Origin of the sequence: Polynucleobacter sp. MG-Unter2-18, from assembly GCF_018687675.1 — a bacterium.
In the GTDB taxonomy this organism is placed as follows: domain Bacteria; phylum Pseudomonadota; class Gammaproteobacteria; order Burkholderiales; family Burkholderiaceae; genus Polynucleobacter.
In genome coordinates this window covers 1,823,237-1,837,283 of sequence record NZ_CP061302.1, presented here as the reverse complement: position 1 = coordinate 1,837,283, position 14,047 = coordinate 1,823,237, and the positions used below count along the sequence as shown (strand labels likewise).

Here is a 14,047-nt window from a genome sequence, read left to right as displayed (position 1 = left end):
TTAAATGAGCCGGCCTTGTGACTTTGAGAATTCTGCTTCAGCGTTCATTTGCAAACGCTGGCGCTCCATAAATTCTTTTAAGGTATCGATGCCTCGTAGTTGCAAGATAGTATTGCGTACAGCAGCCTCTACAAGCACAGCTAAGTTACGACCTGCAGCAACCTGAATTTTGACAGTTCTAATGGCGACACCCAATACATCAATATGCTGGGCTTCTAAAGGTAGGCGCTCAAACTCACCATCGTTGCGGCGCACCAGTTGGACTATCAGGCGCAATTTTAATTTCCGACGTACGGCTGTTTCACCAAAGATAGTGCGGATATCCAATAAGCCAAGCCCACGAACTTCCAAGAGGTTGCGCAGAATCACAGGGCAGCGACCCTCGATATAGTCTGGTCCGAGTCGAGCAAAGTCTACCGCATCATCAGCTACTAAACCGTGGCCACGAGAAATGAGCTCTAAGCCTAATTCACTTTTTCCTAAACCAGACTCACCCATGATTAAAACCCCTAAGCCCAGAATGTCCATGAATACACCGTGCATCGTAATCTGGGGTGCACCAATCTTAGTGAGGTAGGTACGCAGGTGATCAATCACCTCAGCTGCTGAGATGGCTGTTGTAAATAGTGGAGTAGAGGATCGTTGGCAAAAGAGTTGGAGGGCGGCATCAGCTGCTTTGCCGTCAGCCACAATAACGCAAGGCGGCATTTTAGAAATTAAGTCGAAGATCTGCTCTTCTCGCTGTTGTGTTTCAAGTTGGGCATGATAGTTAATCTCCTGCTCACCAAAAATCTGAATACGGCTAGGGTGAATGAGATTTAAGTGGCCAACTAAGTCTGAGCTGGCTGCAGCAGCTTTAACAGCCTCTGGCGGAAATCGTCTGTCCGCGCCTTCTAGACCGCCAATCCAGGATAGCTTGAGCTCAGAGACATTGTCATCAAAGATCTGCTGGGCAGTAACTCCCTCTAGGAGTAGAGGTTGAGTAGTCAAGCAGAGCCCCACGTTTGTAGGATTTCACATACCTTCTCTGGGCTGCCCTCCGAAGCAAGTAGCTTGCGGGTACCCTGATCGGATAAGAGCTGTGCAATTGAAGACAAAATTTCTAAATGTTGCTGAGTTGCTTTTTCAGGGACAAGCAAAAAAATGAGTATAGATACAGCCTCACCATCAGGCGCAGAAAAGTCGATCGGTTCTTGTAGTTTGACGAATGCAGCAATCGGCTGTTTAAGTCCCTTTACACGACCGTGTGGGATGGCAACTCCAGCGCCTAGTGCAGTAGAGCCTAAGTCCTCGCGCGCATTTAAGAAGCCAACAATTGCTTCGGCTTCTAGATCTGCGTGTTTGGCGAACAGCTGCCCTACGGCCGCAAATGCCTCGGCCCTATTCTTGGAAAGATTATTTAAGGCAATACGGTCTAAAGCGAAAAGATCGGTCAGGGCATTCATATCAATAGATTATAGGTGTCCTGATGCTAAAGATTACTCAAAATGTTTTTCGTGGTGATGATCTTGAATTTTTTCTTTGTGCTTTACAACTTGACGTTCAAGTTTATCTACTACTGCATCCATAGCGTGATAGAGGTCCGCGTTATGCGCTTCGGCAAAGAGCTCTTTACCTTTTAGGTGAATAGTAATTTCGGCTGCTTGACGAAGATTTTTTTCTTTGGCGTTATCGACAATCAAAAATGCGGTGGCATCTAAAACGTGGTCAAAGTGCTTACGAATTTTTTCTAAACCGGCTTCGAGGTGGGAACGCATGGCTGGAGTAACTTCAACATGACGGCTATTAATTTTCAGATTCATCAGCAGCTCCTATTCATAGAAAAACAAAATACGTGCACAAATAATTACTCGGGGTGCGCAGCAGGCCCCTGTAATGCTTTTCTTGTTTATACGGAAATGAACTTCATGAACCTCCAGCGTATCAGCGATTTTGCTGAAAACCAAGAGGGTAGATCATGTTTATTTAATAAATACCCAAAAAGCCCTGATATTTACATGCGGAAGTTTTCGCCTAGGTAGACTCGTCTGACAGCATCGTTTTCGATAATTTGGTCTGGCTTGCCTTCTGCCAGGACGCTACCTTCGCTGATGATGTAGGCATGATCACAAATCCCCAAGGTTTCTCGAACGTTATGGTCAGTGATGAGCACGCCAATTTGGCGGTCTCTTAAGAAGCGCACAATCCGCTGGATTTCTCCAACCGCAATTGGGTCAACGCCAGCAAATGGCTCATCTAGCAAGATGAACTTGGGTTGGGAGGCTAGCGCTCTAGCAATCTCAACACGACGACGCTCGCCACCAGATAGGGAAAGCGCGGGGTTATCGCGTAGATGGCTGATTTGGAGCTCACCTAAGAGCTCATCTAATCGATGCGCAATATCGGCCTTACTTAATGGTTTTCCACCTTGTACTTGCAGCTCTAGTACGGCTTGAATATTTTCAGCCACATTTAGCTTTCTGAAAACAGAAGCCTCTTGTGGGAGGTACGATAGGCCCATGCGAGCTCGTTCGTGAATGGGTAGGCGCGTAATATCGACGCCATCTAAAACAATGCTCCCACCATCCAATGGAACCAGGCCGACAATCATGTAGAAAGAGGTTGTTTTGCCAGCACCATTTGGTCCCAGAAGCCCCACCACTTCTCCGCATTTCACCTCTACCGATACATCCCTCACAACTGTGCGAGATCCATAGCGCTTTTGAAGGTGCTGAGCGCTTAAGGTTGCTGGTTTTTGAGTGCTACTGGAATTCGTGGTCATTTCTCTAGTGTAGCTTTTCTTCTTGGTGAAAGGATGGCTCTGGCTAGTGGCAGGTCTTCAGCTTTGGCATTAGCAGGTGGCGAGACTTGATAGCGCTGCTGAACATCATCGTAGTCAATTTTCCAGCCGTGTAATTGATCTAGCATTTGCATATTGTGAAGACGCTTCAAGTTAGCATCACCGGTCAATGTGAGAAGCTCAGTTTTTGCATTGTAGGTAACGGTTTTCCCCCGACCTTGCATAAATTCATTGGCTGGTCCTTCGCGTCTTTGTCTAAAGCTAGCAGTAGATTCAGGATTACCCTGAACATCAACGTATTCATAACCCTCGGGGTCGACTTTGATATTACCCTTAGCCCCAGTAATCAAAATACTGCCTTTGATTAAGAGTACTTCACCATCAAGTTCATAAACCTGTTGTACATCGTTCACAGAAACTTTTTCTGCTTCCAAGATGATGGGTTTGTCTTGATCTGCTTTTTCAGCATAAGTAGTAAGACAAGTTCCTAGTAGCGCAAACGCTACTAACATTTTATGTAATAGCTTCATTGCTGTGCTCCAGGTTGAACGCGCTCGATACGCCCCTTTACCTGCCCAGATAAAACCATACTTTGCTCGATATTATTAAATACACCGCCATCAGTTGATTTCATCACAGAAACCCCTTGCTCAAGCGTAATGGGTTTATCAGTTTTAATAATGTCATCATTAATGAGCACTTGGAAATATGAAGAGCGCGCAAGCATACGCGGTCTCGCGGGTTCACTTGCTGATGCAGCCTGTTGCGGTCGAAATATTTCGGCGTTATCAATTAGATCCAAAATCGTGAGGTCACCATCTAAATGACCTTTGTCTGCTTTAACGGTCACCGGTGACTTTTCAGGCGGGAACAGGCGTATGCGCGGTGTCTCAATATCGATTGAAGCATCATCATCATAGTGAATCACTTTCTTACCTAGCACACGATATTTAGTATCACCTGATTCATTAAGGGCAGATAAGGCACCATTGCTAATAATATAGTCAGGCTCATGAAGGCGCACACGCTCAATTGCCGATTTTTCTGCCGGTGCACTTTTCTTAACTAACCAAAATGTGACCAGAGTGAGCGTGCCCATCAGAATCAAAGGCATCAGACGTAAGGATGTACGCCAGATGCTCAGTTTGATTTTTTGGGTATTCAATTCCATTGCAAATTGACCTTAAGCGCGCGCCTGGGAAAGTAATTCCTCATAACGGTTTTGCGCCTTCAAGATCAGATCACAAACTTCACGTACCGCGCCACTACCGCCGGATCGAGTAGTGACAAAGTGCACGCTTTCTTTTACAGCGTCATGTCCTTGCGCTGGGCATATCTTCAGGCCTGCAGACTTCATCATTTGAAAATCAGGCCAGTCATCACCCATTACTGCACAATCACTAGACTGTAGTCCGAGAGATTGCAGTATGTTTTTTAAGGCTATAGCCTTATCTTCAACACCCATGTGTACATGCTTGATGCCAAGCTCATCGCAACGTGCCAAAACCATTTTGGAGCTACGCCCTGTAATGATGGCTGTTGGAATACCTATTTTTTCCAACAACTTGATTCCCAAACCATCCTGAATATCAAAAGCCTTCAAGGATTCTTTGCCATTCTCGCCAATAAAAACTTGGCCATTAGTCAAGACGCCATCGACATCTAGGACGAGAAGTTTTACCGTCCCAGCACGATCCCAGGCCTGCGGATATTGGCTCAGAGGATTGGTGTTGTGAGCGTGAAAGACGGTTGGCATGGGAGTGGTTTAGTAATTAAAAAAAGTGGCGGGTTTAAATAACTTTGGCGGCAAATAAATCATGGAGGTTGAGTGCTCCGAGTAATGCGCCTGCAGGATCGGTCACTACCAAATGATTGATGCGATGCTTTTCCATCATCTCGATAGCTTCCTCTGCTAATAACTCGGGTGGAATTGTGCGCGGTGCTGCAGTAATCGCTTTTTCTAAAGTGAGGCCATCTAAATTGGTGCTTTTCTCAAGCAGGCGACGTAAGTCACCATCTGTAAAGATACCGGCAACTTTGTTTGCTTTATCTAGAGTAACAACCATACCCATACGTTTGGCAGTCATTTCAAGTAAAGCATCTTGCAGGGAAGCGGAGATTGCAATCTTAGGAGTCTCATCAAAGCTTCGCATGACTTCGCTGACATGCATGAGCTGTTTGCGACCTAAGCGGCCACCTGGGTGTGAGCGCTGGAAATCCTCTGCCTGAAATCCACGAGCATCCAGAAGGGCAACAGCTAGGGCATCGCCCATAGCGAGGGCTGCGGTTGTACTGGTGGTTGGGGCAAGGTTAAGTGGGCAAGCCTCTTTTTCAACACTAGTGTCTAAATGGGCATCGGCTAACTTTGCCAAAGAGGAATTTGGTGCACCAGTCAGTGCAATCAGTTTTGCTCCAGTACGCTTGACGATCGGCACAATGGTGAGCAATTCATCAGTCTCGCCGGAATTGGAGAGTGCAACAAAGACGTCATCACGAGTCACCATCCCTAGATCACCATGACTAGCTTCAGCGGGATGAACAAAAAAAGCGGGGGAGCCTGTAGAGGCAAATGTGGCGGCAATCTTGCGAGCAATATGCCCTGATTTACCAATTCCAGAGACGACAATGCGGCCTTTGCAGGAGTGCAGCAGATCGACTGCCAATACGAGGGCATCGGCGTTTGCACCTTCAAGGCGATCGCACATGGTGTGCAGTGCAGCAGCCTCAATCGTGAGGGTATCGCGTGCAAGCTTTAGGGTTCGGTCACGAGTCTTAGCTATCATGGGGTGAGTATATGCCGTCAGTCCTTCAGTTAACTCTCATCTTGCTGGCCTCCGCAGTGGCCGGGGTGGTTATTTTCCGCTATTTTGGACTACCCCCTATTTTGGGCTATTTGGCCATTGGTGTCCTCATTGGGCCACATGCCCTTGGTTTGGCCAACGATTCGGCCACAGTCAAGTATTTAGCTGAATTTGGCGTAGTTTTCTTGATGTTCTCCATCGGTCTGGAATTTAACCTGCATAAGCTTCGGGCCATGCGGACCATCGTATTTGGCTTAGGCGGTAGTCAAGTTATTTTGACTATGCTACTGGCAGTCCCGGCCAGCCTCTTGATGAACTGGATTTACCCAATTTCTTGGCAGGCGGCCATTGCACTGGGGGGCGCTTTAGCGATGTCCTCTACAGCCATCGTTACTAAGCTCATCTCTGATCGCTCCGAAATTGAAACCGAACATGGACGCAACATCATCGGTATTTTGCTCTTTCAGGACTTGGCGGTAGTTTTCCTGTTAATTCTGTTGCCCTCGCTAGGCAAGAATCCTGGAGACCTATTTTTAGCCCTGACTGCAGCATCAATCAAGATCACGGTAGCTTTGGTACTTATTTTTGTTATTGGCCAAACCTTGATGAGTCGCTGGTTCGGTTTAGTTGCCAAGCTAGGTTCCCAAGAGTTATTCATGCTTAACCTCTTGCTCATTGTTTTAGGTATGGCAGGGCTGACTGAGCACTTTGGCTTATCGCTAGCGCTCGGTGCTTTCTTGGCCGGGATGTTGATTGCCGAGACGCCTTATCGTCACCAAGTGGAGGAGGACGTTAAGCCATTTAGGGATGTGCTCTTGGGCCTGTTCTTTATTACTGTTGGTATGTTGCTTGATTTCGAAGTGATCTATCAGCAGTGGATGCTGGTCTTGCTCTTATTGATTGGCCCTCTGATTTTCAAGTTCGGTTTGATTGCATTGCTGTCACGTGCTTTTGGCTCAAGTCCAGGTATCTCCATACGGACGGGCTTATGTTTGGCACAGGCTGGTGAATTCGGTTTTGTACTGTTAAATCAAATTGATGGTTTGGATTTAATTGATCCCGCTTTGAGTCAAGCCGTATTAGCAGCAATGCTGCTGTCGATGTTTGGCGCACCATTCTTAATTCAATATAGCGATCGTATCGCGATGCGTTTTTCTAGCAATGAATGGTTATTGCAATCGCTGGCGCTGACACGTGTTGCGGCAAAAAGTGTTCGAACAGAAAACCATGTGGTCATTTGTGGCTTTGGTCGCTCAGGCCAAAGCTTAGCCCGCATGCTTGATCAAGAAAAAATTCCTTACATTGCATTAGATATGGATCCTGATCGCGTAAAGGAGGCTGCTGCTGCCGGAGATAACGTGGTCTATGGCGATGCTAGTCGAGAAAATTATTTAGTAGCTGCCGGCTTGTCAAGAGCAAAAGCAGTGGTGATTACTTATGCGGACACACCAGCTAGTTTTAAAGTCTTACATCAAGTCGAGCGCCTGCGTCCTGGTATGACAGTATTGGTGCGCACTAAAGATGATGCAGATTTAGCTAAGTTACAAGCAGCTGGTGCGACCGAGGTGGTACCGGAGTTGATTGAGGGTAGCTTAATGATGGCGTCCCACGTCTTACTGATAATGGGGGTGCCCATGCGTAAGGTGGTGCGCCGCATTACCGGTGCACGTGAGGCTCGTTATAGCCTGTTGCGTGGCTACTTTCGTGGCGTTAATGATGAGGTGGACACCAAGGAATCGTGGCGCTTGCATTCGGTTACTTTGCTGCCAGAGTCGGCCAGTATCGGACAGACGCTTGAAGAGCTACATCTTGAAAATGAAGGTGTGAGCGTACAGGCAGTCAGGCGAAAAGTGGGCGGCTCCGACTATTTCAAATTGGAGCTTACCCCAGAGTTGCGTTTACAAGCCAATGATATTTTGGTGCTCTCAGGCAATTCAGAAGCGACTGATTTAGCCGAATCTAAATTGCTCGGATGATTTCATTCGACTTACTCATCACAGTTACTTTTTCTTTTTGGTAGGCGCTGTTTTACGAACTAGTAGTGGTGCTAGGTAGTGACCGGTAAAGCTGGCCTCATTCTTCGCAACTTCCTCGGGCGTACCAGTAGCAATAATCTGCCCGCCACCAGCGCCACCTTTAGGTCCCAAGTCAATAATCCAATCTGCAGTTTTGATCACGTCTAAGTTGTGCTCAATGATCACGATGGTATTGCCTTGTTTCTTCAAGGTCTGAAGAACAGTTAGCAACAACTGAATGTCATGGAAATGCAAGCCCGTAGTTGGCTCATCCAGGATGTAGAGGGTCCTACCGGTATCGCGTTTGGAAAGTTCTAAAGAGAGTTTGACACGTTGTGCCTCACCACCAGACAGGGTAGTGGCGCTTTGACCTAACTTCACATAACCTAAGCCAACATCGAGCAAGGTTTTCAGTTTTCGTTTGACGATTGGAACCGCTTCAAAGAATTCATGTGCTTGTTCGATAGTCATCGACAGCACTTCATGAATATTTTTGCCTTTGTAACGAATGTCTAACGTTTCACGGTTGTAGCGTTTGCCATGACAGACATCACAGGGAACATATACATCTGGTAAGAAATGCATTTCTACTTTAATAACGCCATCACCTTCACAGGCATCGCAACGACCGCCTTTGACATTGAAAGAAAAACGTCCTGCTTCATAGCCACGCTCGCGTGCAGCAGGTACGCCACAAAAGAGCTCTCTGATAGGCGTGAATAATCCAGTGTAAGTGGCAGGGTTTGAGCGTGGGGTTCTACCAATCGGGGATTGGTCTACGCTAATGACCTTGTCAAAGTTCTCCAATCCTTTAATCGCATCATGCGCTGCTGGTTCGGCATTTGAACCATAGATGTATTGCGCAACCGCATGGTGCAACGTGTCGTTGATGAGAGTGGATTTACCTGATCCAGATACACCAGTGACACAGGTTAATAGGCCGACAGGAATCTTGGCATGAACGGATTGCAAGTTGTTGCCACGTGCGCCAATAATTTCTAAGAACTTGTCATTTACTGGAATACGTTTTTCAGGAACGGCGATCCACTCCCGGCCTGATAAGTAGGCGCCCGTGAGAGATTTAGGATTAGCCTCTACTTCTGCGGGAGTGCCTTCGGCTACGACTTCACCGCCATGAACACCAGCACCAGGGCCAATATCAATTACATAGTCAGAGGCGCGAATCATATCTTCGTCATGCTCAACTACCAGCACGCTATTGCCGAGGTCACGCAAATGCTTCAGGGTGCCGATGAGTCTATCGTTATCACGCTGATGCAATCCAATAGAGGGCTCATCCAATACATACATGACGCCGGTCAGGCCGGAGCCAATCTGAGAGGCCAAGCGAATGCGCTGCGCTTCACCACCCGAGAGGGTGTCGGCACTGCGTTCTAGTGAAAGGTAGTCTAAACCGACATCGTTTAGAAATCGTAGACGTGAGCCAATTTCTTTCACAATCTTGTCAGCAATTTCTCGTTTAGCACCTTTCAGTTCCAAAGATTCAAAATATTCTTTAGCCTCTTTCAAGGGCAGGGCGCTGATTTCATAAATTGCGCGTGATTGCTTACCATCACCCACTTTGACAAAACGCGCTTCTTTGCGCAAACGAGTGCCACTACATGATGGGCAGGTTTGTACATTTTGATAGCGTGACAATTCTTCTCGAACAGTTGCCGAGTCAGTTTCGCGATAGCGGCGCTCAAAATTAGCAACAATGCCTTCAAAGGCATGTTGACGAACGCTATTTTTGCCACGTTCATTGATGTATTCAAAAGGAATAGTGATATCACCAGAGCCCAACAAAATGAGATCTTGTTGTTTTTTACTGAGGGTCTCAAAAGGTTTCTCGACATCAAACCCGCCATGTTTAGCAAGTGTTTGTAAGAGCTTGAAATAAAACTGATTACGACGATCCCAGCCTTTAATTGCGCCAGAGGCCAACGAGAGGTCTGGGTGGGCAACAATGCGCTTGGGATCAAAGAAAGACTGATGGCCCAGGCCATCACAAGAAGGGCATGCGCCCATCGGGTTATTGAAAGAGAAGAGGCGTGGCTCAAGCTCTTGTAATGAATAGGAGCAAATTGGGCAAGCAAACTTACTTGAGAAAATCATCTCCTTGCCGGTGTCCATATTCACGATCATGGCTTTGCCGTCAGCAAGGCGTAGAGCAGTTTCAAAAGATTCTGCTACACGCTGCTGAATATCAGGACGCACTTTAATGCGATCTACGACTACTTCAATTGAGTGCTTATCATTCTTCTTTAATGCTGGCAATTGATCTACTTCAAAGATCTCTGCCTTGGCTGTGTTGGTTGTTCCGCCACCAGAGCGCACTCGAAAGCGAACAAAGCCTTGCGCTTGAAGATCTTGAAATAAGTCGACGAATTCACCCTTGCGCTCGCTCACCACGGGAGCCAAGATCATGAGCTTGGTGTCTTCTGGCATAGCTAAAACGGTATCGACCATCTGAGAGACGCTTTGCGCTTCTAATGGAAGATCGTGATCTGGGCAATGCGGGGTTCCGGCGCGTGCGAATAACAAACGCAAGTAGTCATGAATTTCTGTGACCGTACCCACGGTCGAACGAGGATTATGGCTAGTCGCTTTTTGCTCAATCGAGATCGCTGGGGATAGCCCTTCGATCGTATCGACATCGGGCTTTTCCATCAACTGTAAGAATTGGCGGGCATAAGCAGATAAGGACTCTACATAGCGACGCTGACCTTCGGCATACAGAGTGTCAAAAGCCAATGAGCTTTTGCCTGAGCCAGATAGGCCAGTCAAAACGACTAATTTCTCTCTAGGGATATCGAGATTGATGTTTTTGAGGTTGTGGGTGCGGGCACCGCGGATCTTGATTTCGTTATTCATGATTTTTTAGCGTAACTTGTTAATATAGCTCTTTCCCATGAATCCTTCTGAACTTCGCTCCACTTTAGCCTTGGCAGGCATCTTTGGCCTCCGAATGCTAGGCCTTTTTCTGCTTTTGCCCGTCTTTAGCATCCATGCCAAAGACTTGCCTGGAGGCGACCAGGCGTTCCTAATAGGCTTAACACTGGGCATTTTCAATATTGTTCAGGCCTGCTTCCATATTCCCTTGGGTAGGCTTTCTGATCGAATCGGTCGAAAAAAAGTCGTTTTATGGGGTCTTTCCTTATTTGTTGCTGGAGCATTGATTTGCGCAGCAAAGGACGATTTGCTTTGGATCGCCATTGGGAGGGGCATTATGGGCGCTGGAGCAATTTCTGCAGCAGTCTCTGCTTGGGTTGCTGACCTCACTCGGGAGCAAGTGCGCAGTCAAGCCATGGCCTTGGTCGGCGTAAGTATTTCATTATCGTTTGCTGTTTCGCTGGTTGTTGCTGCCCCGCTTTATCGCATGATTAGCTTAAGCGGGATGTTTTTGGTATTGGCAATCTTAGGCGCTATAGCGATGTTAGTAGCTTATTTTGTATTGCCAAATAACAAGCCTGAAGTTTATGCACAGCAAGATTCACTGAAGCAGGTATTTCTGCGCCCAGAGCTCATGCGCCTCAATGTGGGCGTGTTTGTTTTAAACGCCACCCAAGTAGCTATGTTTTTAGTAGTGCCGCGCCTATTAGAGCAAGCGGGATTTCCGCTGAGTGCACACTGGCAAGTCTATCTTTCAGTCGTCTTACTCTCTTTTGTGTTTATGGTTCCACTCTTAATCTACGGTGAGAAAAAACAACGCATACGACTTGTTTTATTAATAGCCATCGTTCTTCTGATTATTGCTGAAATCATCTTCACACAAGCCGCATCCGTGATGCTGATTGCAGTGGCATTGCTAGTTTACTTTGTGGGCTTTAACCTCCTGGAGGCGCTACAACCCTCATTAGTGACTCGTTATGCAAAAGAATCCAAGGGAACTGCTCTGGGCGTTTACAACACTACCCAGTCGATAGGCCTCTTTACAGGGGCCGCTATCGGCGGTTGGTTAATGGATGCCCATGGTAATTTATCGGTCTTTGTCATGGGTGCAGCATTGCTTTTATGCTGGCTTATAATTGCTTGGTCGATGCGCGAATTACCTGCAAAAGTAGTGGATTCAAAGGATTTAACTGCAAAGGCATAGTTGTAGCTTTACTGATTCCATTTATTTTTTAGCTACATTTCAGATTTAATTAATCGTATTATTTTTCTTCGGGAGACAGCATGGCTTCAGTAAATAAGGTCATCATTGTAGGTAACGTAGGACGTGATCCAGAAACGCGTTATATGCCAAGCGGCGACGCAGTAACTAATATTTCAGTAGCGACATCAGATCGTTACAAAGATAAGCAGTCTGGCGAAATGAAAGAAACCACAGAATGGCACCGTGTTGCATTCTTTGGAAAACTTGCAGAGATCGCTGGTCAATATCTCAAAAAAGGTTCACAGGTTTATGTAGAAGGTCGTTTACGCACACGTAAGTGGACTGATGCTAGTGGCCAAGAAAAATACTCCACTGAGATCGTTGCAGAAACAATGCAAATGTTGGGTGGCAAGCCAGTCGGTGGCAGCGGTGATGGTGGTGAAAGCTACAGCCGCTCAAAGCCGGTTGAGAATTCTGCGCCAGCATCTTCTAATGCGGCATCCCTTGGCGCAATGGATGACGATATCCCGTTTTAAGGATTACGTTCATTTTTTGCCTAAGATAAAAAGCCCTTCAAGAAGGGCTTTTTATTTAACTGCTGTTTTTGTTACTGCCTTGCATGGCGAATGTTTTCCGGCCAAGGCGAATTATGATCAGTGCGGAAGGGATTGATATCGAGCCCACCACGTCGTGTGTAGCGCGCGTAGACAGAGAGTTTCTCTGGTTTGCACTGGCGTTTGATATCCGTAAAGATCGTCTCGACACAATGCTCATGAAACTCACCCAATTGCCGAAAGCCGATGAGATAGCGCAGTAAGCCTTCTTCCAAAATCGGACGGCCTTGGTAACGAATTTGCACACTAGCCCAATCTGGTTGACCAGTCACCGGGCAATTGGATTTGAGTAAATGGGAAACCAGGCATTGCTCGATTGGCCCAAAAGATTCATTCACCTGCAGCAAGGCGGGATCTGCAGATAAGCTTGGATCGATCTCGATATCAAGGCGATCCATCAGAACGCCATTCATCTCCTGCATTCCTTTTTTGGCAACTGCTTCAGGTGAATGAATGCGAGTAGTGATCTTGCTGCCTGCTACTGCTGATAAATCAGTGATCAATCGTTCGCGAACTTCTGCTTCATCTTCAAAACGAGCGCTATTGAAACTATTGAGGTACAGCTTGAATGACTTGGACTCGATCATATTTGGCGAATCGGCTGGAACTTGAAATTCTGCTAAGGCAATTTGAGGTTTACCTTTTTTATTGAGCCAACTAAGCTCAAAAGCATTCCAAATATCTACCCCTACAAAAGGTAGAGCTTGATTTGGTTTGATGTTGAGCTTGAGGCGATTCTCGGAGCGGGGAATCGGAAATAGCAAGCTCGGATCATATTGATCGGGATAGGGCGTTGCTTGACCAAGCGAAAGTGTGGACATTAGTTTTTAGGTTTATTAGATACACCAGATACCACGTGACCAGTCGGCGCTACTGAAGCAGCAGATTGGCAGTGACCTGTTTGATCATCAAAGAAAAAGTCTGGCTCGAACTCGCGGAGGAATTCACTTTTGGAAAGTCCACCAAGGAACATGGCTTCGTCAACATCAACACCCCAAGCCATTAAGGTGCGAATAGCACGTTCATGTGCAGGTGCAGAGCGAGCCGTTACCAAGGCAGTGCGAATGCGCATCCCTTTCTCGCTAGTGGTGCGTTGCAAACTATGGAGTGCTTCTAGCAAAGGTTTGAATGGGCCCGGCGGCAGAGGGATCGCAGCTTTTTTGCTTTCATGATCGACAAAGGCTACTAAACCTTCGCTCTGAAAGACTTGTTCAGCTTCATCGGAAAAGAGAACGGCATCTCCGTCAAATGCGATGCGGATTTCATTCGGATGGGACTCTGCAGTCTTACTCGATTCTGGGTATACGCGCGCAGCAGGAAAGCCTGCGTCAATTGTGGCACGCACATCATCTTCATTTGCCGAGAGAAACAAATTAGCATGTAAAGAGCGCAAGTAGTGATAGGGCGGACGACCCCTAGTGAATACACCACGCTCTAAATGAAGGCCATGGTGTTCAGCCGAACGAAACACACGCAAGCCGCTAACCGGGTCATTGCGAGAGAGAATCACTACCTCGACACGTTGCTCACCTTCTTCATTGAAGGCCAATAACTTCTTTACCAATGGAAAAGCAACGCCTGTTTGAGCGGCCTCAGACAGGCGCTCTAATTGCAGCTTCATATAGGCGCTGTCATCAGTGGATTCAAAGATGCGATTCTCTTCCTCAAAATCAAAAAGTGCGCGCGATGAAATCGCCACAACGAGTTTTCCGGTAAGTGTGTATGACATTGCAGATTCGATC

Annotated in this window: 14 protein-coding genes; 3 read left to right on the top strand and 11 right to left on the bottom strand. The window is 46.9% G+C overall.

The features are described 5' to 3' along the window. The 8 genes from hprK to C2759_RS09525 form a co-directional block, all read right to left on the bottom strand. Positions 1–990 (bottom strand): HPr(Ser) kinase/phosphatase, encoded by a 990-nt coding sequence (gene hprK / locus C2759_RS09560; protein ID WP_215355031.1) that lies wholly within the window; start codon positions 988–990, stop codon positions 1–3. After that, the gene (locus C2759_RS09555) at positions 987–1,445 is read right to left on the bottom strand and encodes a PTS sugar transporter subunit IIA (RefSeq protein WP_215355029.1); all 459 of its coding nucleotides are present in this window, start codon (positions 1,443–1,445) and stop codon (positions 987–989) included. Before C2759_RS09555 ends, hprK begins: the two co-directional genes overlap by 4 nt. A gap of 33 nt (positions 1,446–1,478) precedes the next feature. Beyond that, positions 1,479–1,802 (bottom strand): ribosome hibernation-promoting factor, HPF/YfiA family, encoded by a 324-nt coding sequence (hpf, locus tag C2759_RS09550; RefSeq protein ID WP_046330878.1) that lies wholly within the window; start codon positions 1,800–1,802, stop codon positions 1,479–1,481. Positions 1,803–1,993: 191 nt separating this feature from the next. Then, entirely contained in the window at positions 1,994–2,761 is a 768-nt protein-coding gene (gene lptB / locus C2759_RS09545; protein WP_215355027.1) for an LPS export ABC transporter ATP-binding protein, read from the bottom strand. Next, positions 2,758–3,309: a lipopolysaccharide transport periplasmic protein LptA gene (gene lptA / locus C2759_RS09540; protein ID WP_215355025.1), complete on the bottom strand. Its 552-nt coding sequence runs from the start codon at positions 3,307–3,309 to the stop codon at positions 2,758–2,760. Before lptA ends, lptB begins: the two co-directional genes overlap by 4 nt. Continuing rightward, a complete protein-coding gene (gene lptC / locus C2759_RS09535) occupies positions 3,306–3,950 on the bottom strand; it encodes an LPS export ABC transporter periplasmic protein LptC (protein WP_215355023.1) in 645 nt (214 codons plus the stop codon). The genes lptA and lptC overlap by 4 nt, the downstream gene beginning before the upstream one ends. A 12-nt stretch (positions 3,951–3,962) precedes the next feature. Then, on the bottom strand, positions 3,963–4,535 hold the full coding sequence (locus C2759_RS09530) for an HAD family hydrolase (RefSeq protein ID WP_215355021.1): 573 nt from the start codon (positions 4,533–4,535) through the stop codon (positions 3,963–3,965). A gap of 34 nt (positions 4,536–4,569) precedes the next feature. Continuing rightward, on the bottom strand, positions 4,570–5,562 hold the full coding sequence (locus C2759_RS09525) for an SIS domain-containing protein (protein ID WP_215355019.1): 993 nt from the start codon (positions 5,560–5,562) through the stop codon (positions 4,570–4,572). An 11-nt stretch (positions 5,563–5,573) separates the two neighbouring features. Here C2759_RS09525 and C2759_RS09520 point away from each other — a divergent pair, with 11 nt between their 5' ends. Then, entirely contained in the window at positions 5,574–7,556 is a 1,983-nt protein-coding gene (locus tag C2759_RS09520) for a monovalent cation:proton antiporter family protein (protein ID WP_215355017.1), read from the top strand. Between the two features lie 24 nt (positions 7,557–7,580). On the opposite strand, the gene uvrA is transcribed toward C2759_RS09520, so the two are convergent. After that, the gene (uvrA, locus tag C2759_RS09515) at positions 7,581–10,469 is read right to left on the bottom strand and encodes an excinuclease ABC subunit UvrA (protein ID WP_215355015.1); all 2,889 of its coding nucleotides are present in this window, start codon (positions 10,467–10,469) and stop codon (positions 7,581–7,583) included. Between the two features lie 37 nt (positions 10,470–10,506). Between uvrA and C2759_RS09510 the strand changes: the two genes are divergently transcribed. Together C2759_RS09510 and ssb are read left to right on the top strand one after the other, a co-directional pair. Then, entirely contained in the window at positions 10,507–11,691 is a 1,185-nt protein-coding gene (locus C2759_RS09510) for an MFS transporter (RefSeq protein ID WP_215355013.1), read from the top strand. 80 nt (positions 11,692–11,771) lie between these two features. Then, positions 11,772–12,227 (top strand): single-stranded DNA-binding protein, encoded by a 456-nt coding sequence (ssb, locus tag C2759_RS09505; RefSeq protein WP_046330869.1) that lies wholly within the window; start codon positions 11,772–11,774, stop codon positions 12,225–12,227. Between the two features lie 71 nt (positions 12,228–12,298). Here the strand turns inward: ssb and queF are convergent, their stop codons facing one another. Next, positions 12,299–13,126: an NADPH-dependent 7-cyano-7-deazaguanine reductase QueF gene (gene queF / locus C2759_RS09500; RefSeq protein WP_215355011.1), complete on the bottom strand. Its 828-nt coding sequence runs from the start codon at positions 13,124–13,126 to the stop codon at positions 12,299–12,301. Next, the gene (locus C2759_RS09495; RefSeq protein ID WP_215355009.1) at positions 13,126–14,034 is read right to left on the bottom strand and encodes a 5'-nucleotidase; all 909 of its coding nucleotides are present in this window, start codon (positions 14,032–14,034) and stop codon (positions 13,126–13,128) included. Before C2759_RS09495 ends, queF begins: the two co-directional genes overlap by 1 nt. Positions 14,035–14,047 lie beyond the last annotated feature (13 nt).